Source organism: Chamaesiphon minutus PCC 6605 (assembly GCF_000317145.1).
GTDB classification, from domain to species: Bacteria; Cyanobacteriota; Cyanobacteriia; order Cyanobacteriales; family Chamaesiphonaceae; genus Chamaesiphon; species Chamaesiphon minutus.
The window spans coordinates 4796829-4816832 of the sequence record NC_019697.1 but is presented as its reverse complement, the minus strand read 5'-3'; the positions used below and the strand labels follow the sequence as shown (position 1 = coordinate 4816832).

Annotated in this window: 18 protein-coding genes and 1 riboswitch; of the genes, 10 read left to right on the top strand and 8 right to left on the bottom strand. The window is 46.4% G+C overall.

The annotated features are described in order from the left end of the window. Positions 1 to 180: 180 nt before the first annotated feature. Complete coding sequence (gene crtH, locus CHA6605_RS21910) at positions 181 to 1719, bottom strand: carotenoid isomerase (protein ID WP_015161565.1); 1539 nt, start codon at positions 1717 to 1719, stop codon at positions 181 to 183. A gap of 159 nt (positions 1720 to 1878) precedes the next feature. Further along, a complete protein-coding gene (locus CHA6605_RS34430; protein ID WP_157260071.1) occupies positions 1879 to 2175 on the bottom strand; it encodes a hypothetical protein in 297 nt (98 codons plus the stop codon). 28 nt (positions 2176 to 2203) lie between these two features. Here CHA6605_RS34430 and CHA6605_RS21900 point away from each other — a divergent pair, with 28 nt between their 5' ends. The 3 genes from CHA6605_RS21900 (at position 2204) to CHA6605_RS21890 (ending at position 4474) form a co-directional block, all read left to right on the top strand. Continuing rightward, positions 2204 to 2608 (top strand): allophanate hydrolase-related protein, encoded by a 405-nt coding sequence (locus tag CHA6605_RS21900; RefSeq protein ID WP_015161564.1) that lies wholly within the window; start codon positions 2204 to 2206, stop codon positions 2606 to 2608. Between the two features lie 140 nt (positions 2609 to 2748). Continuing rightward, positions 2749 to 2868, top strand: a riboswitch (guanidine-I (ykkC/yxkD leader). Between the two features lie 88 nt (positions 2869 to 2956). Then, the gene (locus tag CHA6605_RS21895; protein ID WP_015161563.1) at positions 2957 to 3685 is read left to right on the top strand and encodes an urea amidolyase associated protein UAAP1; all 729 of its coding nucleotides are present in this window, start codon (positions 2957 to 2959) and stop codon (positions 3683 to 3685) included. A 144-nt stretch (positions 3686 to 3829) separates the two neighbouring features. After that, entirely contained in the window at positions 3830 to 4474 is a 645-nt protein-coding gene (locus tag CHA6605_RS21890; protein ID WP_015161562.1) for an urea amidolyase associated protein UAAP2, read from the top strand. Between the two features lie 42 nt (positions 4475 to 4516). Here the strand turns inward: CHA6605_RS21890 and CHA6605_RS31950 are convergent, their stop codons facing one another. Continuing rightward, positions 4517 to 4678: a hypothetical protein gene (locus CHA6605_RS31950; protein WP_232432116.1), complete on the bottom strand. Its 162-nt coding sequence runs from the start codon at positions 4676 to 4678 to the stop codon at positions 4517 to 4519. Between the two features lie 65 nt (positions 4679 to 4743). On the opposite strand from CHA6605_RS31950, the gene CHA6605_RS21885 reads away from it, so the two are divergent. Then, positions 4744 to 6069, top strand: coding sequence for an ISNCY family transposase (locus CHA6605_RS21885; RefSeq protein ID WP_015158142.1), 1326 nt, complete (start codon positions 4744 to 4746; stop codon positions 6067 to 6069). On the opposite strand, the gene CHA6605_RS35845 is transcribed toward CHA6605_RS21885, so the two are convergent. Further along, positions 6023 to 6403 carry a PIN domain-containing protein gene (locus CHA6605_RS35845; protein WP_015161561.1) on the bottom strand — a complete coding sequence of 127 codons (381 nt, stop codon included), beginning with the start codon at positions 6401 to 6403 and terminating at the stop codon, positions 6023 to 6025. The genes CHA6605_RS21885 and CHA6605_RS35845 overlap by 47 nt on opposite strands. Further along, entirely contained in the window at positions 6400 to 6684 is a 285-nt protein-coding gene (locus CHA6605_RS21875; RefSeq protein ID WP_015161560.1) for a hypothetical protein, read from the bottom strand. The genes CHA6605_RS35845 and CHA6605_RS21875 overlap by 4 nt, the downstream gene beginning before the upstream one ends. A 204-nt stretch (positions 6685 to 6888) precedes the next feature. On the opposite strand from CHA6605_RS21875, the gene uca reads away from it, so the two are divergent. After that, positions 6889 to 10461, top strand: a complete 3573-nt coding sequence (uca, locus tag CHA6605_RS21870) for an urea carboxylase (RefSeq protein ID WP_015161559.1) — start codon at positions 6889 to 6891, stop codon at positions 10459 to 10461. A 203-nt stretch (positions 10462 to 10664) separates the two neighbouring features. On the opposite strand, the gene CHA6605_RS21865 is transcribed toward uca, so the two are convergent. Continuing rightward, on the bottom strand, positions 10665 to 11639 hold the full coding sequence (locus CHA6605_RS21865; protein WP_015161558.1) for a fatty acid desaturase: 975 nt from the start codon (positions 11637 to 11639) through the stop codon (positions 10665 to 10667). Between the two features lie 505 nt (positions 11640 to 12144). Here CHA6605_RS21865 and CHA6605_RS21855 point away from each other — a divergent pair. From CHA6605_RS21855 to CHA6605_RS36310, 5 genes are all read left to right on the top strand, one after another. After that, positions 12145 to 12960 (top strand): ABC transporter ATP-binding protein, encoded by an 816-nt coding sequence (locus tag CHA6605_RS21855; protein WP_015161556.1) that lies wholly within the window; start codon positions 12145 to 12147, stop codon positions 12958 to 12960. Positions 12961 to 12964: 4 nt separating this feature from the next. Continuing rightward, complete coding sequence (locus CHA6605_RS21850; RefSeq protein WP_015161555.1) at positions 12965 to 13765, top strand: MBL fold metallo-hydrolase; 801 nt, start codon at positions 12965 to 12967, stop codon at positions 13763 to 13765. Between the two features lie 12 nt (positions 13766 to 13777). Then, positions 13778 to 14635 carry an ABC transporter permease gene (locus tag CHA6605_RS21845; RefSeq protein WP_015161554.1) on the top strand — a complete coding sequence of 286 codons (858 nt, stop codon included), beginning with the start codon at positions 13778 to 13780 and terminating at the stop codon, positions 14633 to 14635. Positions 14636 to 14735: 100 nt separating this feature from the next. Then, positions 14736 to 15755 (top strand): ABC transporter substrate-binding protein, encoded by a 1020-nt coding sequence (locus CHA6605_RS21840; RefSeq protein WP_015161553.1) that lies wholly within the window; start codon positions 14736 to 14738, stop codon positions 15753 to 15755. A gap of 14 nt (positions 15756 to 15769) precedes the next feature. Then, a complete protein-coding gene (locus tag CHA6605_RS36310) occupies positions 15770 to 15928 on the top strand; it encodes a hypothetical protein (RefSeq protein WP_269744521.1) in 159 nt (52 codons plus the stop codon). Positions 15929 to 16090: 162 nt separating this feature from the next. Here the strand turns inward: CHA6605_RS36310 and cphA are convergent, their stop codons facing one another. Together cphA and CHA6605_RS21830 are read right to left on the bottom strand one after the other, a co-directional pair. Beyond that, on the bottom strand, positions 16091 to 18817 hold the full coding sequence (gene cphA, locus CHA6605_RS21835; RefSeq protein WP_015161552.1) for a cyanophycin synthetase: 2727 nt from the start codon (positions 18815 to 18817) through the stop codon (positions 16091 to 16093). A 276-nt stretch (positions 18818 to 19093) separates the two neighbouring features. Further along, positions 19094 to 19936 (bottom strand): cyanophycinase, encoded by an 843-nt coding sequence (locus tag CHA6605_RS21830; RefSeq protein ID WP_015161551.1) that lies wholly within the window; start codon positions 19934 to 19936, stop codon positions 19094 to 19096. Positions 19937 to 20004: the final 68 nt, after the last annotated feature.

Genomic DNA, 20004 nt, shown 5'->3' with positions numbered 1-20004 from the left:
TCGGCGGCAAGTTGCCCCGATATCCATATTGTAATCAAGAGCAGTTGAATTTTAGGTATAAAGTAAGCGAAGAAAATCCGCATTTTATAGCATTCTAAAAACCTACCAACTCATACAGCTAAAAATGGGGCAATTCCGGAATTGCCCCGACAGTTTCCACTATTGCACTGTAGTACCGCTCTACATGCCCAAATCGGCGGCGATTCGGTGCGCGCACGCAAATCCCGAAAATGCCACGGCATTCAATCCTTGTCCCGGAAAAGTGCTATCGCCCACACAATAGAGTCCCGGTACTGCGGTGCGATTGAAGGGCATGTTTAATAATCCTGGTAACTTGCGGCGCGGGATCGGCCCGTAACTACCATCAGCACGACCCAAAAAGCGACGGTGAGTGCGGGGAGTACCGATTTCCATAAAATCCAAACCAGCGTTTAAACCAGGAAAAATGCGCTCTAATCGATCGATTACGACTCCCGCACGTTCTTCTTTTTTGGCTTGATATTCCGTCGGACTCAAACCTTGCCAATCGCTCATCCAACTGGGTGTAAACGCATGAATGATATGATGCCCCTCTGGTGCCAAACTCGGATCGAGTAAAGTGGGAATCGACACAAAAATCGTCCCCTCTGGCTGCTCCATCTGCGTCCAATCTTCTAGCAGGACGTGGTGACACTCGGTGCCTTCGGGCAATACCCGCGCCTCTACCCCCAAATGCAGACTCAAAAAAGCTGGCGATTTTTGATAGCGTTCTTGCCATTTGCGTTCTTTGCTGGGCATCTCTGCTGGCGGTAATAATTGCTCGAAAGTATCCCAGCGAGTGGCATTGGAGACAATTTTCTTGGCACGCAAAGTTTTGCCATTTGCTAATTCGACACCAACAGCGCGACCCCCTTCAGTGACAATTTTTGTCACTCGCGATTGGTATTGAATTTTGCCACCAGCTTTTTCTAGTCCCGAAACTAACTTTTGGGCAATTTGACCGACCCCACCTTTAGGATAATTAATACCACCATAATGTCGATCGGAAAATACCATTCCTGCATTAATCATTGGGGTCATTTCCGCAGGTACCACCGACCAAATATAGCATTCGATATCGATAAACTTCAAAACCTCGGGATCGCGAATATACTTACGAGCGATGTCGCCGACATTTAATGGTAAATACTTAACTAAACCTAGGCAAGAAGCCGGATGCTGGAAGAATACCCGAGTGAGATACCGCAACTCCTCCAGCGACAGTAAATCCATCGCATTCAGACAGTTGAATACTTGCCAACACTCATCATAAAATTTGCGAATGCCGCTAGCCGACTGTGGAAATTTGGTCGCTAATTCTTGCAAAAACTGTTCGTAGTCTCGGTGAACTTTAATATCTAAGTCTTTAGGCAAATGATATTGTACCTGTACCGCATCTGCCACCGTTTCGATACTTTCACCCACGGCGGCGAGCGCGCGCGTCAATAAATTAGTAGTCCCTTGCTTCCCAAATCCAAAAATCATCGAAGCACCAACATCGAATCGATACCCCTGACGATCGAAATAACCCGCACTGCCACCGGGGATCAGGTATCGTTCCAACACCAATACTTTCGCACCTTTAGCAGCCAACTGAGTCGCCGTTACCAATCCGCCAATTCCCGAACCAATAATAATCGCATCAAAAGTAGTTCGGTCGTCAAACGACGCACCAGTTTCAGCAATAGCACTCACAGTCATAAATGAATCTTAAAAAAATCATAAGTTTAACAATTCTAACTTCTTTCATCAAAAACCCAAACCCCGATCGCCGATCGGCGCAAGATGTAGATAAACTTGTCTTGCTCGGCGTGTGTGCGACGGAGAGCATAAATGCCATTGGGAGCCAGTTATACCCATTCACTTTAGTAAGGCTACAGATGGCAGAAAAGAGAGTACGGGCAATACTTCTTGACTAACAACCGCTGACGAGTCAAATCGCCGCTTGTGGTGCGAAGTCCGCTGTCTCACTTCCATCTTCGGGAAAAATAACCGGAGCGTCGCAATGAGGGCGGGTTTCTGATTAGAAAACGAGAATAGTGTTGAATGATTTTGATTTAGTTTAGTATGGACAAGATCGTAATTAGGATCGATCGATGATGAATTTATTGAATTTCTTGCAAGAAACTTTGAAACTTGAATTCCGATTGTATTCATCAACAACCAAAAATCATTACTTTAAAATATGTCAGATACTTGCAAGTTAGCTGTGAATGGAACTTTGATGCGCGGATTGGAGCTAAATGACAATTTACAACAGGTGGGCGCACTATTTTTTGAAGAAACCACTACCGCTCCGATTTATCGTTTGTGGTCGATCGCAGATCGCCATCCGGCTATGATGAGAGTGAGTGCCAGGGGACAATCGATCGCTTTAGAAATCTGGTCTGTCCCTGTGGTGGAACTAGTACGAATCCTACAACAGGAGCCAGCAGGATTGTGTATTGGCAAAATTAAATTAGCCGACAATCGCGAGGTTTTGGGCGTTCTGGGCGAGCCATTTTTATGTGAGGGACAACAGGAAATTACTAAATTTGGTGGTTGGCGTAATTATCTTATATCCAAGGGAAATATCTCGAGCGAGTCATAAAGCCACCAGCGCAAAAGTTACCGTTCTCAAAGTTAGGGGCGAACGGGTGCGCTCATTTCGATCGAATAAATGTATCTGTCGATACTTTTTTATTGAAGAACGGGTTGCTAAGATCTTCATACTAAAATTAAAGATTGATTTAGGATTGCTTCTAGGGTTCCGATCGCATTATTGTCGATGACTGGTCCGAGAGAAGCCGCCGATTGGGGTGTATAGATACCACTAATTCGGTCACACGGCGGGATAAAAGCCCGGGAGAACCACTTCAGCTCAAGCTGTGGAACTCCTCGGCGATCGATATAAGCTCCAACTGTGACCCAATTACACGCTCGATCTGGATAACCTGCAATGACTACAACTATAGCTTCACAGCAAGAAATCGATGCCAATCTAGTGCTACTCAATGAAAAGTTGCCAGGAGGCGACTATTGGCATGGCATCATTAAGCGAGGTAATACGCTCCGCATTACTGACTCAGCCGGATCGCACGGTGTTTCCCTAGTTTTATACAATGCCGACAATCCGATCGAACGGCTGAATGTCGCCGACACTGCCAAAATCCAGTTTAATGCCTTCCTCAAACAAGGGATGGTAATGTATTCGGATATGGGCAGAATTTTATGCTCGATTACTAGCGATACATCTGGCTGTCATGACTTGATTTGCGGCTGTAGTAATGCGGCAAGTAATACCGCTAAATATGGCGACGGCGACTTTAACAACTCGCGCAACAACTTTCTCAAAGCATTGGGAAAACGGGGCTTAAGCCGTAAAGATTTGATGCCAAATATCAATTTATTCAGTCGCGTTCATGTCTTGCCCGATGGCAATTTGCAATACGATCGATCTTGCGAGCAAGCGGGTAATTATATTGATTTGCGAGCTGAGATGAATGTCCTCGCGATCGTGTCAAATTGTCCCCATGTTTTGCATCCGAGTACCGAGTACAAGCCGCAGCCAATTCAATTAACAATCTGGAAATCGCCAGCACCGACGGCTGATGACGTTTGTCGGACGGCAAATCCTGAAGTCGTGCGCGGATTTATCAATACTGACGCGCTATTTGCCCAGGATTAATCGATCGTTAATTAATTTGTGGGGTGGGCGGGTTTGAATTAAATTTTTGGTGTAAGCGTAATTAATGGCATAAACCCGCCCCTACAGATTTTTACAATCGATCGCGCCCATATTTAGTAACATTATTAACCCAATAAACTCAACATGATTTCTACAATTTTTAATCCCACACTCGATCCGGCTGATGCTATTTATGATGAGGAAATTCCAGCCCGTCAACCTTGGTCGCGAGTAGTCAAGTCCGGTCAGACTCTGCGCATTATCGACCTCCAGGGCAATCAAGCAGTCGATACCATATTTTATAATGCTCACGATCCATCCGAGCGTTATAGTGCGCCCGATACGATCGTTCGTCAAGGGAATATCTTTATTACTACTGGTACCAAGATTATTTCCAATGAAGGGAATGTAATGATGACAGTTATTAATGATACCTGCGGTCGTCACGATACCGTCGGCGGTGCGTGCAGTATGGAAAGTAATTCGGTTCGTTATGGATTGCACAAAAAACATCTCCACGCCTGTGTAGAAAACTACTTACTAGAATTGAGTAAGTATGAAATGAATAAGCGAGATTTGGTGAGTAATATTAACTTCTATATGAATGTGCCAGTCAGTGCCGATGGCAGTTTGGAAATTGTCGATGGTATTTCTGAAGCAGGGAAGATTGTGGAGCTACAAGCGGAGATGGATGTGATGGTATTAATATCTAATTGTCCCCAGGTAAATAATCCCTGTAATGCCTACAATCCTACGCCAATTCGGTTGGTAATTTGGGATAAACAATAACAGGTAAACTTTAGCTCGTTATAGTTTGGCTCCGAGCATGGGTCAACTTGGAATGATGTCTTGCCATAACTCGGCGGTAATAAATCTCGACAGATGTCCTAGATTGGTTGTCGCAATTACAAGATCTGGAATTTCAAGAGTCATGGCTTGAGCCACCAAAATCATATCAGCATCGATAGTTTTATCTCCTGCCAGCAATTCCAAATTCAGATTTTGACAACTTGGTAGGGTGAGCAGGAGAATAGAGAGACTTCAAAAAGAGAAGCAGAATGGAGCCAATGAAGCTGAGTTTTGGGGTATTGATAGTCTATCTGAACCGAGCAATTCTTCAGATGAAAGATCCGCGCCTTGCCAGCAATGGCACTAAATACACCATCAGAGATGCTGTGTTGGGAGCATTTTCGATGTTTTTCATGCAAAGCGAATCCTTTTTAGAACATCAGCGGCACATGAATAGCAATCAGGGCAAAAGCAATGCTCAGACACTGTTTGGCATGATTAAAATCCCAACAGTGCCGCAAATTCGGAATATCCTGGATGAAATTTCAGCCACAGCACTATTTGGAGTATTCAATCACGTCTATCAGTCTTTAAGACGAGAAGGTCACTTGAAACCGTTTGAATATCTCGGTGGATTACTAGTTGCGCTGGATGGAACTCAGTATTTTGACTCGCACAAACTCAACTGTAAATGCTGTTCGAGCCGTACCCACAAAAATGGCACAGTAACTTACTTCCACAGTGCCATTTTGCCTGTAATAGTTGCGCCTGGGCAATCTCAAGTAATTTCCTTAGCTCCGGAATTCATCACACCTCAAGATGGTCACCAGAAGCAGGACTGCGAAGTGGCAGCAGCTAAACGATGGCTCAAAACTCATGCCCCAGAATTCCAAGGACAAGCAATCACTCTACTCGGAGATGACCTCTACAGTCACCAACCAATGTGTGAACAGGTGATAGCGTCGGGAATGAACTTTATCTTTACCTGTTTAGAAACGTCTCATACTGCTGTTTATGATTGGTTGAAATACTTGGATGGTATTGGCGAGGTGAAAAAGCTAGAAGTGAAACAGTGGAACAGCAATTCAAGCGAATTATATAGCTATCAATATGTGAATGGAATTCCTCTAAGGGACTCCCAGCCAGCAATGAAGGTCAATTGGTGTAAACTAATCCATACCCGCCAATCAGATGGAGAAATATTATATGAAAATTCATTTATTACCCGCCATGAATTAAACGAACAGAGCGTACCTCTGGTTGCTGCGGCTGGTCGATGTCGTTGGAAGACCGAAAATGAAAATCATAATGTGCTCAAAACAAAGGGATATCATCTGGAGCATAACTTTGGGCATGGTCAGCAGCATTTAGCTGCTTGTTTATTGACGCTGAACCTGTTGGCATTCCTTTTTCACACTGTTTTGCATTTAACAGATCTTGCATATGGACAGATTCGTCTCAAGCGTGTTACTCGTAAAGGCTTTTTTCAAGATATCCTCAGTCTTACCAAATATTTACTCTTTGAGAGTTGGCCTTCTTTGATTGATTTCATGCTTTACGGCTCGGCTTCCACTCTGGTCGCCAACTCTTCCTAGATTTTTGAATTTGGAATTGCTGATCTCCTGCTGTCGGTTGACCTTGCTGGCGAGCTTGTGCCCACAGTTTTGCAGCTTGGCGCATTGCTGTCGTTGTAATGGGCAAATATTCGATCGATTTGGCCAAATCATCTAGACGAGAAATGCCTTTTGTCTTGTTTGCTCTCAACAGCTCACGACGAACCTCATAGTCGGCAATCTCTGGAACGATCGCGCGACTTCCAGCTATGATATGCGCTTGGAGCCATTGGGCACAAGCAACACTTTCGGAAGATAGCTTGGGATTGGTGATGAGACCAAGTGGCCCTGCATCCAATATGATGACTCGGTTCACCAAGTTATTCCCTTCTTCTCGATGGGGAACAATTTACGATCGGAGAGACGATCCTCATCTAATGCACGGATCAAATATTCTCCTGTTTCTTGTTGTTCTTCACTATCTTCATCATCGATCCAAGACTGAAGCAGGTTAACTGGATCAATTTGCTTTTGCTTAAGCATAATCGAGCTGGTCAAAAGTTGCAGCGTCACAGACTCGATCGACAGCCCTTGCTGTTTTGCTTCCTGTAACAGATATTGCTCTATTTCAACTGGGAGATCCAGAGTTAGTGTCATAAGTCTTGTGGGGAATATGTCCTACATTTTAACGCAATCATTAATTGGAGTGAAGAAATTATCATGGCACAACGGGCACGCGATCCACGCAAATACTCCGTGTTCCTTTCTTTGGCATCCCCACCCGCAAGCCCTCCATCACAACGAAACATTCATTATATAGATTGTAACAATCGATAAACCATACATAAAAATTCACACATTATGATCGATCGAATCCTGATTGCCAATCGCGGCGAAATCGCCTGTAGAATCATCCGCACCCTCGATCGATTAAACATCCAATCGATCGCATTATATTCCGAGATCGATCGACATGCACCCCATGTCAGCACGGCAACCGAATCATTCTGCATTGGTAAAGCCACCGCCGCCGAGAGTTATTTACAGGCCGATCGAATATTGCAAATCGCGCGAGAAAATCGCGTTCGAGCGATCCATCCTGGTTATGGGTTTTTGAGTGAGAATGCGGACTTTGCGACAGCTTGCGAAACCGCTCAAATCGCTTTTATCGGCCCGACACCAGCCCAATTAGTCCAGTTTGGACTCAAACATACCGCTCGGTCGATCGCGGCTGAGAATGGCATTCCAATGTTAACTGGTAGTGAGTTACTGGAGAGTCTAGCACAAGCTGAAACGATCGCGGCGCAGATTGGTTATCCAGTCATGCTCAAAAGTACGGCTGGCGGTGGCGGTATTGGCATGGAAATATGTCGAGATAGTAGTAGTTTAGCAGCCGCATTCGATCGAGTCGATCGATTGAGTAGGCAAAATTTTAGTCAGGGGGGGATTTTTTTAGAGCGTTATTTATCCCGCGCCAGACATATTGAAGTTCAAATCTTTGGCGATGGCAAGGGGAATGTTGTTGCTTTGGGCGAGCGCGATTGTTCGCTGCAACGGCGCAATCAAAAAGTAGTCGAAGAAACCCCCGCTCCAGGTATCGATGATAGCTTGCGATCTCAATTATATGCAGCCGCCGTCAAATTAGGTAAATCGGTCAACTATCGATCGGCTGGTACGGTAGAATTTATCGTCGATGCAGACAGTCAGGAGTTCTACTTTTTGGAGGTAAATACGCGCCTGCAAGTCGAACATGGCGTGACGGAATTAGTGGGTAATATCGATTTAGTTGAATGGATGGTGCGACTAGCAGGGGGGGAAGATCTCGATTTAGCTAATTACCAATATCAGCCGCAAGGACACGCAATTCAAGTCCGCATTTATGCCGAAGATCCGCATCATAATTTCCAACCGAGTGCTGGATTGCTGACGGCGGTAAATTTCCCTGAGCATGTGCGGGTGGATGGTTGGATTGAAGCAGGTACGGAAGTTACGCCTTATTACGATCCATTATTAGCCAAAGTTTTGGTACACGATCGAGATCGAGATGCGGCAATTTCCCAACTTCAAACTACGCTAGATAATACGACGATAGCTGGAATTGAAACCAATCTCGATTACTTAATTTGCGCGATTTCTCAACCTGAATATCAAGCCGGAAACGTCCATACGCGGTTTTTAAATACCTTAAATTATCAGCCGCACTCGATCGATATTCTCGACCCTGGTATCCAGACTACCATTCAAGATTATCCAGGGCGGATCGGTTACTGGGATGTCGGCGTACCGCCATCTGGCCCGATCGACCATTTAGCATTTAGGCTGGGGAACCGACTTCTAAATAACGCCCCAGATGCCGCTGGATTGGAATGTACGGTGTCGGGGCCAAAAATCCGCTTCAATTGCGATCGAGCGATTTGTTTGACTGGAGCGCAGATGAAAGCCACTCTCGATGGCGCGCCCATGCCATGGTGGACGGTAATTCAGGTCAAAACGGGCAGCGTATTAAAACTAGGCAGCATTGACGGAGCTGGCTATAGAACCTATTTGACGGTCGCTGGTGGCTTAGATGTCCCCAACTATCTCGGCAGCAAATCTACCTTTACTCTCGGTCAATTTGGCGGCCATGGGGGCAGGACTTTACGGACTGGTGATGTCCTACATTTCAACGATGCGCCTGTAAATAGTCCCTTGGTAAGTTTAGCTCCCGATCTGATTCCTCTCTATCCAGATCGCTGGGAAATCGGCGTAACTTATGGCCCCCACGGTGCGCCAGATTTCTTTACCTCTGCGGACATCGAGATGTTTTTCGCGACAGATTGGGAAATCCATCACAATTCAGCCCGAACGGGAATTAGACTAATTGGGCCAAAACCAGAGTGGGCGAGGACTGATGGTGGTGAAGCGGGACTGCACCCGTCAAATATTCACGACAATGCTTATGCGATCGGGACTGTCGATTTTACTGGCGATATGCCGATTATTCTCGCTCATGATGGCCCTAGTTTGGGTGGTTTTGTCTGTCCGGTGACGATCGTTCAGGCCGAATTATGGAAAATCGGTCAACTCAAACCAGGGGATAAAGTCCGGTTTCAACCGATGTCGATCGAGCGCGCTCATGCTTTAGAATTAGTCCAAGATCGCGAGATTGAAACGCTCGCGCCCGAAGCCAGAGACTATCCTCCAGAGCAAGTATTATTAGTAGATAAATTACCTGCTAGCGACAGCCTCACTACCTATCGGCGATCGGGCGATAAATATCTATTAATAGAATATGGCGAATTAGTCCTCGATCTAAATCTACGCTTCCAGATTTATGCTTTGATGGAATACTTACAAGCCAATCCAATCGAGGGCATTATCGATCTGACTCCTGGCATTCGATCGCTACAAATTCATTATGATAGCCGCATTTTAGCCGAACGAGAATTGCTCGATCTGTTAAGAATTGCTAGGGCCAATTTACCCAGTGTCGATCGGTTGACCGTTCCTACTCGCATCGTGCATTTACCCCTATCTTGGAATGATGATTCGACACAATTGGCGATCGATAAATATATTCAATCAGTTCGGGATGATGCGCCCTGGTGCCCGAGTAATATCGAATTCATTCGTCGGATTAATGGCCTAGATTCGATCGAATCCGTCCGCGAAATTGTTTTTGCTGCCAGCTATTTAGTATTGGGATTGGGTGATGTTTATTTGGGCGCGCCCGTAGCTACCCCGATCGATCCGCGTCACCGTCTAGTTACGACTAAATACAACCCCGCCCGCACTTGGACGCCAGAAAATGCAGTCGGAATTGGCGGAGCTTATATGTGTATTTATGGCATGGAAGGGCCTGGTGGATATCAATTTGTTGGGCGCACCGTGCCAATTTGGAATCGTTATCGACAAACGGCAGATTTTACTAAACCTTGGTTATTGCGCTTTTTCGACCAAATTCGCTATTTTCCAGTTTCACCAGCAGAACTCCTGCAATATCGAGAAGATCTAATTTATGGACGCGTGAAACTAAAGATCGAATCGACAACTTTTAGCCTGTCAGAATACCAAAAATTTCTCGTCGAAAACACCGAATCGATCGCGACATTTAGAACCAAACAACAAGCTGCCTTTCAAGCCGAACGATCTGCTTGGGAAGCCGCTGGAGAATTTACCAGACAATCGACCGAACCAGAACTTGCTCCACCGTCAACACTAGAGTTACCAGCAAACTGCGTGCCGATCTCTGCTTATTTAACTGCCAATGTTTGGCAGGTTTTAGTTAAGCCAGGAGATTTAGTTAATCCAGGAGATACACTAATAATTCTCGAAGCGATGAAAATGGAAATGACGATCGAAGCTGAAGAATCTGGATCGATCGAGGCTGTTTATTGTCATCCCGGAAAAATGGTTTCTAGCGGTCAAGTATTAATCGCACTAAAGACTAATTAAGTAGCTGGGTACAAATATTTACTAAATCCAAATAGTCTGAAACTTATGTAGTGGGCAGTGCCCACCCTACTTGCTCTAAGAGGTATAGCACTACTAGGTACTCAGTCCGCCTATGCAGACTGAGTACTACTAACTTCGATTGTAATCGGTTGCGGTACGAGAACTAAACAAATATCCTCAACCCAACTCGCGTTAATTGACAATTACGGCGGAGTCAATAAAGAAACAGCTACACCACCGATAAAATCATCTAACTTTAGCTCCCTGTCTAGATTAATTTCACCTTGCCCAGCAAACAACCGATCGATCCGAAACCGATGATAGTTAAACACCAATTGGGGTAAAGGAAACAAGCCACGATCGCTATTGCCATAGAGTTTATTATGCAGTGCTGGTAACTCATGCCACGGACAACTCATATTATGATGATGAGCATTGTGGTAGCCAAAATTGAGGAATAGTAAATTTAGCCAAGGATATCGCACAGATATTAAATTAGAAAAAGTGCGTGCTTGCTCGTAGACTCGATCGCGTTGGATAAAATTCGAGCCAACAATAGCATAATCATAAATGTGATGAAACGCATCGACAAACCGCATCACATTTACAAAGGAAATATAAGCGATCGAATAGAGTAAAAGGGCTTTCCAAGACAACCAAGCTAGAATTACGAAAGCAGTAGCGCGATAAAGCATGAAAATTAGCGTTCGTCCTCTGAGCGATCGTTTATTTGCATCGAGAAACGGATCGCTAATAATCCGCCAGCGCATCTCAAACTCCATGACGGGAAAATATAGCCACTCTAACACCACATAAATCGATCGCCACCAGGAAGGCAATTTGTTGAGATACTCGACGACATCAAATCGCACTACGTCCAGATGATGCAAATGATGATTGAAATGATGCTCTACCAAATTTTCCCATGGGGCATAACAAGCTCCATTCAGATGAGTCATCACTCGACCCCACCAGGCATTAGTAGTGCGCTGCTTAAAAATGTTGCCGTGAATAAATTCATGAGTCAACGCCGTGGCAATAGATAGACTATGCACGATCGCAATTATACCTAGAATATTCAGTTGCCAATGTGACGAAAGAATCAACAGAATACCGAGACTATATGATATGAAAGTGTAAGCGATCGCCACAATATTTTTGGAGTTTGGTGATATCATCAGAATCGCATAGATTTAATTATTAATAAAGTACCGCATCTGTGCTGACAGCCACTATCTGGCTTTTAAATCGATCGGCATTCCTAATGCTACTTAAGTTTTTTCTCTTGACAGGAGCGGCGTAATGTGGTTAAAAATTTGCCCAGATAATCGGGGCAAAACAAACCCTGTTCTGTTACAAACACTGCTAGTGAGATCCTACCAATTATTCGGGGGTTATAATCTCCGCAAAAAGTCTTATTGTTCGAGCGTGAAGTAGACAATTGTTGAGATTCGAGCCATAGTTTCAGTTTACCATCACCCACCTCAATTACCGATCTCTTTGCTGATAAAATGTTCTCTGCAAGCATTTTACGAACCCGATCTTGTTATTTAATTAGTAATGGTTTGAGTCGAGTAGCTGGGGCAAGTAAGTTCATCTGGCTGAGGTCAAAATCCCAGAGTGAGGGATATTCTGGAGGTAATTATATTTATTTTTTAACTACTGGCAATCAACACACTATATATGAATAGCCGCACGCTTCAAGAACAGACATCTGTAAGATTGCTCGATCGTCAAGCCCCGAAACTGTCGATCGAGCACCTCTCCAAGTCTTATCCTGTCAGAGGCGATCGCCACTTAAACGTACTGCAAGATATCAATCTTGAAATCTTCCCCAGAGAATTTATTTGTCTAGTTGGCGCATCTGGTTGTGGCAAGTCAACTCTGCTGAATATTATCGCTGGACTCACCCCACCTTCCAGCGGAGCGGTATTGATAGACGGTCGCTCGGTCACGGGTAAACCTGGCTCGGATCGCGGGATGGTGTTTCAAGGTTATACTCTCTATCCGTGGTTGACCGTAGCTCAAAATATCGCTTTTGGGTTGCAATTTCAGCAGATGTCTAAATCGGCACAGCGCGAGAAAGTTGGTTACTTCCTGAATGTGGTAGGGCTAGAAAAATTTGCCAATAGTTATCCCAAACAGTTATCTGGAGGAATGAAGCAGCGGGTGGCGATCGCCAGAGCATTAGCAAACGAACCTGCTGTACTATTGATGGATGAGCCGTTTGGTGCTTTAGATGCTCAAACTAAAGAACAAATGCAAGAATTTTTACTCGAACTGTGGTCGAAAACCCATGTCACGGTATTGATGATTACGCATGATGTCGAAGAGGCTATTTATCTATCCCAACGGGTATACGTACTGAGTTGTCGCCCGGGTCGAGTGCAAAGTGAGATTCTCGTCGATCTACCCGAACATCGCGAACTCGATATCAAGCTCGCGCCAGAGTTCGTAGCTATTAAACGGCAAGTACTTCAGCTCATGCGTCAGGAGTGAGGTAATGGCAACCAAACAAGTCTGCGATTCTCGTTCCGAGAGGCTTTGCCAACGCTGGTTTGCTACCGAGCGGATCGAAGAAGGACTGTATCTGATTACAGAGCCGCATTATTATTGGTACAACCGGGCCAATCTGTGGCTAATTAAAGGGCGCGATCGAGATTTATTGGTCGATACCGGATTGGGCGTAGCCAGCCTGCGTCAGCATCTAGCTGAGTTAATCGACAAACCACTACTGGCAGTTGCGTCTCATATTCATTTCGACCATGCGGGAGGCATCCATGAATTCGATCGCCGTGCCATTCATGCGGCAGAGGCGCAAGCATTGCGGGCAGGAGATGCCTATGAAGCCTTGTGCGCTCAACCGGGCTGGATACATCTAGACCATTTTGAGATGTTACCCCATCAGGGTTTTAGAGTAGACGAGTACACCTTTAATGCTGCCGAACCCACCCAAATTTTGCAGGATGGGGATGTGCTAGATCTGGGCGATCGCGCGTTGGAAGTCTTGCATTTACCCGGACATTCGACGGGATGTATTGCCTTGTACGACCCGCAATCGCAAGCCTTATTTTCTGGCGATGTCATTTACGATGGCGAATTGCTAGACGAGCTGCATTGCAGTAATATTCCTGACTATATTCGTACCTACGAGCGGCTCCAAAAACTACCCATCTCAACTGTTTACCCCGGACATTATCGATCGTTCGGGCGCGACAAGTATCAGCACATTTTAGGGGAATATCTCGATCGCCGCCGCCAGCCGGGATGCCCGCAAGAAGTTAATACCAAACATCAATCTTAAAAGGATATCGCAGTGCTTGAATCCATTTCCGTCCCCAGTCCCAAACCGCCGACCCGCCAGCATCGTTATCTTTCACCTTCAATCTTTTGGAGTATTCGGCAGGGATTTCCGCAGCGGTTATCGTGGTTGTTAGTGGCCTTGTCATTGGCATTACCGTTGACTCTGTGGACGATCGTTAGTTCGCTCCAGCTCGTACCGCCGACTTTCTTGCCTACCCCACTGGCAGTGCTATCAGCCGGATTGACAATGTTTGCAGAAAACAGCCTGGGCGAAGATGTCTTAGCTAGTTGCGGTCGAGTACTGGCTGGCTTTGTGCTGGCGGCCATAATTGGCGTCCCTGTGGGCTTGGCAATCGGCACTTTTTACAGCATGGATAGCTTATTTTCGCCGATCGTCGGTACGGTGCGCTATATGCCGATTACTGGCTTTGTCCCGCTGATTATTATCTGGGTAGGTTTGGGCGAACCCTCGAAAATTTTGATTATTACCCTAGGGGTTGTATTATATAACATCATCATGGTAGCCGATGCCGTCAAATTCATTCCCAATGAAATGATTAATGTGGCATATACTATGGGTGCCAATCGCTGGGATGTCCTATGGAAAGTAATCGTACCTGCGACTTTTCCTAGCGTGCTCGATACATTACGGGTAAATATTTCTGGAGCTTGGAACTTTGTGGTGATTGCCGAGTTATTGGCTGCCCAAAATGGTCTAGGTTTTAAAATTATTCAAGCTCAAAGGTTCTTGCAAACCGATAAAGTTCTATTTTGTATTGTATTAATTGGCACGATCGGCCTTACCATAGATTATGGATTGAAGTGGGTATCTCGCCGCCTCACTCCTTGGGCAGACCAGATCCGTCATTAGTCTACTGTTGGAATAGATAGAGAAATTATTTATCGCGCTCTATATCCAATGTGTAGTGGCGATTTCATTTGTTTAACTACTCTCTTATTTTTTCGACTTCATGTTCAAACTATCTGCTTGGTTGCGCTGCACTTTCTTAGCAATAACTGCTTTTGTATTAACCATTGCCTGTACGCAGCAACCAAAGACTAATGCCCCTGATAATAGTTCTGCACCAACAGCCGCATCCGCACCCCTAGTTTCGGCAGCTTACAACTGGGTAGGTTATTCAGGGCATTATGTATCAGTCAAAAAGGGACTGTTTACACAAGAAGGCTTGAATGTTCAAGATTTATTTTTCCAAAGTGCTAGTGAAGAAATCACTGCGGTATTAGCTGGTAAGGCTGATATTGCTTGGTTGACATCGGGCGATGCAATTCAAACAATCGCTAAAGATCCATCATTAAAAATTGCCTACTTAGTCGATTATTCTAATGGTGCCGATGGCATTATCGGTAGGAATATTGCCACACCGAAAGATGCTAAGGGTAAAAATGCCGCTAGGGAAAACGTGCTCTTTGAAAAAGTATTGCTGCAAGCTTATTTAAAGCAGGGTGGGTTAACTGAGGCCGATCTGAAGATTAAAGATATGGAAGCTGGTGCAGCAGCTGCGGCTTTTGGCTCAAAGCAAGTAGATCTAGCTGTTACCTATGAGCCTTATTTAACTAAAAATGCCAAGCTAGGTGGTGGCAATATCATCTTTTCTAGTAAAGATACCAACTTAATTGCCGATGTGGTGGTCGTCCGCGACAAACTCATCAAAACTCGCTCGAAAGACCTCCAATCATACTTTAAAGCTGTCGATAAAGCCGTCAAGCTCGTCATGGCTAGCGACCCAGAAGCATTGAAAATTTCTGGTGACAAAATGGGCGTAACTGCGGCTGAAGTCAAAGAGCAATTGGCGGGGGTGAAGTTATTCGACGTGGCGGCGAACAAGACAATTGCTTTCGATAAAAGCAACCCCAAAAGCTTGATTGGTAATTTAGAGTTGACTACCAAAGCGGCTGAAGAATTTAAATTTGTCACTCAACCCCTCAAAGTCGAATCGCTCTATGACGATTCCATCGTCAAATCAATGTAGTAAATATCTCGTCAGTGGTCGTTCGACGTCAACATCGATCGACTACTGACTGTCAGGATCGAGCGGGAGCAAGTCAATTTTGTCAGAACAAAACTACTGACAAGGAGCTAAAGTCTTTGCCAAGCGATCGCTTTTGGCGTCCTGTCATGCGCGATGCGAATGGTTCGGGATAGCTATATGGCTTAGTACGGGCGGAACTTGGGCGGCATCGATCGCGATTATCGACCGCTCCAGATCGATCGATGGATTAAATTGCATAATCGAAGACTTTCACGATCGATGACGACCGAACTAAATACATCTAGCTCGATCGCCTTTTCGGTCTAACATCAGATTTAAATGCTACTGTGTCTGCCGTTGCTGCCAGCACTCATAGTGTCGAAGACTGGCACGTTGTCTGGCTTGACTTCGGCAGAAAACATCGCTTCTGGTTTGTCAATAATCGGATTGCGCGCCATAATTAGCTCGATCGCGCGAGTGACGTTATCGGGGAAGATGGTCACCAGAGCATTTTCGGGGGCGTTATCTAATGCCCAGCCAATTGCCTCGGCCTCATTGAGCATAATTGAGTGGCTGGCTGGCAATTCGGCAGCGGGGATGACTTGCTCGATGCCTTGGACGATTAGTTCGGCAACTTCGCCCCAAGCGCGCCCTCTGGTATCATCATCTTCTTTGATGATAATGCGATCGAAGAATGTGGCTGAAAGTTTGCCTAGTTCGATCAGATCTTCATCGCGCCGATCTCCAGGCCCCCCAACGACCCCAATTGCTGGGCCAGTCCAGTTTTTGACGAAGCTACCGACGGCTTCATATCCGGCGGGGTTATGAGCGTAGTCTACCAAGACGTGATAGCTGCCGAGGTCGAATAAATTCATCCGGCCTGGGGTCTGCTGGGCAGAGGCGCGGAAGCTGCGTAAGGCGGTGCGAATGTGCTCGATACTGACACCCTGCACGAAGGCGGCGAGGCTGGCTGCCAGCGTATTGGCAATCATAAAGGGTACCCGTCCGCCCAGAGTCAACGGTACGCGCTCAACACTCTCAATCCGGTGTACCCAATCTTGCTGCAAGATCGTGATGTAGTTATTAGTGTAAACTGCGGCAATGCCACCACGTTGGACGTGCGATCGCACTAATGGGTTATTGGCATCCATTGAGAAATAGGCGACCTTCCCGCGTGCCTGGTCGGCCATAGCGGCTACGCGCTCGTCATCGGCATTGAGGACGGCATAACCATCGGCGCGCACGGCTTCGGCAACGACGCCTTTGACGCGGGCTAATTGGTCGATGGTCTCAATATCGCCTAAGCCTAAATGATCGGCAGCGACATTTAAAATGACACCGACGTCGCAATGCTGGAAAGCTAAACCCGATCGTAAAATACCGCCGCGTGCGGTTTCTAGGATCGCAATATCTACCGTCGGATCTTGGAGAATAATTTGGGCACTTTGCGGCCCAGTGGTATCGCCTTTTTCGACTAATCGCCCGCCAATATAGATACCGTCGGTGGTGGTATAACCTACCGAATCGTACATCTGACTGAAGATGTGGGCGATTAAGCGCGTGGTGGTAGTTTTACCGTTGGTCCCCGTAATTGAGACGATCGGAATCCGCGTGGGAGTATTGGGCGGAAATAGCATCTGGAGGATCGGCGCGGCAACATTGCGACCGACGCCTTGACTGGGCGAGATGTGCATCCGCAATCCGGGTGCGGCATTGACTTCGACGATCGTGCCGTCAGCTTCGCGTAGAGTTTTGGTAATATCTGTGGTAATTACATCGATGCCAGCGACATCCAGACCAATAATGTGCGAGACGCGCTCGGCCATCCACACGGTTTCGGGGTGGATCTCGTCGGTCCGATCGATTGCGATGCCGCCCGTACTCAGATTGGCCGTCGCGCGCAGATAGCAGACGCGCTCTGGTGGGAGTACTGTCGTCAGCGTGACGCCTTGCAGTCGCAGCATCTCATCGGTGGAGTCATCTAGTTCGATCGTGGTCAGCATGTTGTCGTGACCCGTACCGCGCCGGACATCTTGGTTTTCGCGATCGACTAATTCGCGGATCGTCAGTTTGCCATCGCCGATTATATGGGCGGGTACCCGCTCGGCTACTGCGACGACTTTGTGGTTGACAACCAAAATTCGATGATCGCGTCCTTGATAAAAATGTTCGACAATTACGCCGCTAGAGACTTCCCGCGCCCGATCGTAGCCGATTTCGGCGTGCTCCCAGTCCCGAATGTCGATCGTAATGCCGCGCCCGTGATTGCCATTGAGGGGCTTAATTACAATGGGATAACCGCCCAAGCGATCGATCGCGGCAGCTAATTCGTTAAAGGCGTAAATCGTCATTCCCAACGGGACGGGAACGCCCATCCCTGCCAAGATCTTCTTGGTTTTTTCTTTATCGCAGGCTAGTTCGACGCCCAGAATATTACTGTAAGATGTCAGTGCCGCTTGGACGCGTTTTTGATGTTTGCCGTAGCCAAGCTGGAACAAATCGCACGTCTCTAAATGCATCCAGGGAATTCCCATCGCTTCGGCTTCTTTGACCAAGGCGTCGGTACTAGCACCCAAAGCCGCATCATTACGCATCTCGATCAAGTCTTCCAAATCGCGTTCGAGTTCGGCTGGGGGGTATGTGCCCATTTCGATAATGCTCTGACACAACCGCAGAGCCGCTCTGGCGGCATATCGTCCGGCAGCTTCGATCTGATATTCGATGACAACTTGATAGACACCAGGAGTGGCTGTCTCGCGGGTACGTCCGAAGCCGACTGGCATTCCGGCTAAAGTTTGCAGTTCTAAAGCCACATGCTCCAGGATATGACCCATCATGGTACCTTCGCGCACCCGGCTTAGGAAGCCGCCCTTGCAACCGGGCGAACAATGATGTTCTTCTAAACTGGGTAAAACTGAGACTAGGCGATCGTGAAAGCCCTCAAGGGTATCAGATGGGCGATCGGCTAGCTCCTCCAAATCCAGCCGCACGAGAATCAGCTTTGAGCGACGAATGCTCCAGTAGTTCGGACCTCGAAGCGTTTGAGTTTGGAGAATTTTCATATGTAGATCGATACCTTTAGCTTACTACACCCTGATGTGAGTGTAATTTTGTAGTTTTAAATAAAATTTGAAACGCTGAGTTTGGGAATCTGCTGCTAGAGTCAAACTCTTTTCGATCGAATTAATATGCCACTCTTACTTAATTTCAAGTTGAGGGTCTAATTCAGTATTGCTGGATACACAACGATCGAGATCGTGGCGATCGAGTGGCTAAATTCATCAAAACTTGCCAGCGATCTTTAAAACGAGTGTCGATCGATACTTTTACATTAGCGGCTATGATAATACTACTCGGTTTTGATAGTCATAGCGATCGCCGGGACTCAAGACATGAACGGTAAGATTGTGTAGGCTCAGGGGCGAACTTTGAGTGGCTGCGCGATAATTAGTATGGGTTAATTTACCCGGATCGACGATCGTAATCGTGCCTTGGCCGAGGACTTCAAAAGTACCATCATTTTCAAATGCCGCACAGGTATCTTCATCGATCCCAATTCCTAACTTGTCGGGATGGGCAGCGATCGCGCTGATCAATCGCGCCATGCGATTGCGGTTGTGGAAATGTTGATCTACCAGCAGTTCTGGAAAAATGCCCAAGCCAGTGGTGAGATCGACTAATGATTGATTGGGAGATTCGCCACTGCTGCCGCCAGCAATCATCCGCTCGCCAACGATCGCCGCACCAGCACTAGTTCCGGCTAAGACGAGTTCTCCCTGTGCGATGCGCTCTTTGATGGAGGTCATAAACCTACTGCCGCCAATTAGATCGCGGAGGCGCAATTGATCTCCGCCAGTGACAAATACGCCAGTACAATTAGCTAAAATATCTAGCCAACGGTCTTGGTCGCACTCTTTAGGCTGGCGAATATCGAGTATTTGCACTTGCTGGGCACCCATCCCCTTAAATATTTGGTAGTAGCGATCGCCAACAACGCTGGGTTCTTGTGAGGCGCAGGGGATGATGCCGATTGTCGCCATCTTGCCGCCAGCACTTTTAAAGAAAGCGGTTAAGATGCCGCACCCATTGACTTTGTCTTCTGCTCCACCAATCACCATTACTGGATAATGGGTCGAAATTAACATAGATTTATGGTCTAGAAAAGGCGTTACTTTAAGCATAACAAAGACTTCAAGTCTTCCATCATATCACCAGAGCGAACCAAAATCTCATACCATTGTGGATTGTG

Excerpts from the sequence above, each read along its gene's own strand:
- uca (WP_015161559.1), top strand. The coding sequence starts at position 6,889 with ATGATCGATCGAATCCTGATTGCCAATCGCGGCGAAATCGCCTGTAGA.
- CHA6605_RS21890 (WP_015161562.1), top strand. The coding sequence starts at position 3,830 with ATGATTTCTACAATTTTTAATCCCACACTCGATCCGGCTGATGCTATT.
- CHA6605_RS21895 (WP_015161563.1), top strand. The coding sequence starts at position 2,957 with ATGACTACAACTATAGCTTCACAGCAAGAAATCGATGCCAATCTAGTG.
- CHA6605_RS21855 (WP_015161556.1), top strand. The coding sequence starts at position 12,145 with ATGAATAGCCGCACGCTTCAAGAACAGACATCTGTAAGATTGCTCGAT.
- CHA6605_RS21875 (WP_015161560.1), bottom strand. The coding sequence starts at position 6,684 with ATGACACTAACTCTGGATCTCCCAGTTGAAATAGAGCAATATCTGTTA.
- CHA6605_RS21830 (WP_015161551.1), bottom strand. The coding sequence starts at position 19,936 with ATGCTTAAAGTAACGCCTTTTCTAGACCATAAATCTATGTTAATTTCG.
- CHA6605_RS21840 (WP_015161553.1), top strand. The coding sequence starts at position 14,736 with ATGTTCAAACTATCTGCTTGGTTGCGCTGCACTTTCTTAGCAATAACT.
- CHA6605_RS34430 (WP_157260071.1), bottom strand. The coding sequence starts at position 2,175 with ATGAATACAATCGGAATTCAAGTTTCAAAGTTTCTTGCAAGAAATTCA.
- CHA6605_RS21885 (WP_015158142.1), top strand. The coding sequence starts at position 4,744 with ATGGAGCCAATGAAGCTGAGTTTTGGGGTATTGATAGTCTATCTGAAC.
- CHA6605_RS21865 (WP_015161558.1), bottom strand. The coding sequence starts at position 11,639 with ATGATATCACCAAACTCCAAAAATATTGTGGCGATCGCTTACACTTTC.
- crtH (WP_015161565.1), bottom strand. The coding sequence starts at position 1,719 with ATGACTGTGAGTGCTATTGCTGAAACTGGTGCGTCGTTTGACGACCGA.
- CHA6605_RS21850 (WP_015161555.1), top strand. The coding sequence starts at position 12,965 with ATGGCAACCAAACAAGTCTGCGATTCTCGTTCCGAGAGGCTTTGCCAA.
- cphA (WP_015161552.1), bottom strand. The coding sequence starts at position 18,817 with ATGAAAATTCTCCAAACTCAAACGCTTCGAGGTCCGAACTACTGGAGC.
- CHA6605_RS21900 (WP_015161564.1), top strand. The coding sequence starts at position 2,204 with ATGTCAGATACTTGCAAGTTAGCTGTGAATGGAACTTTGATGCGCGGA.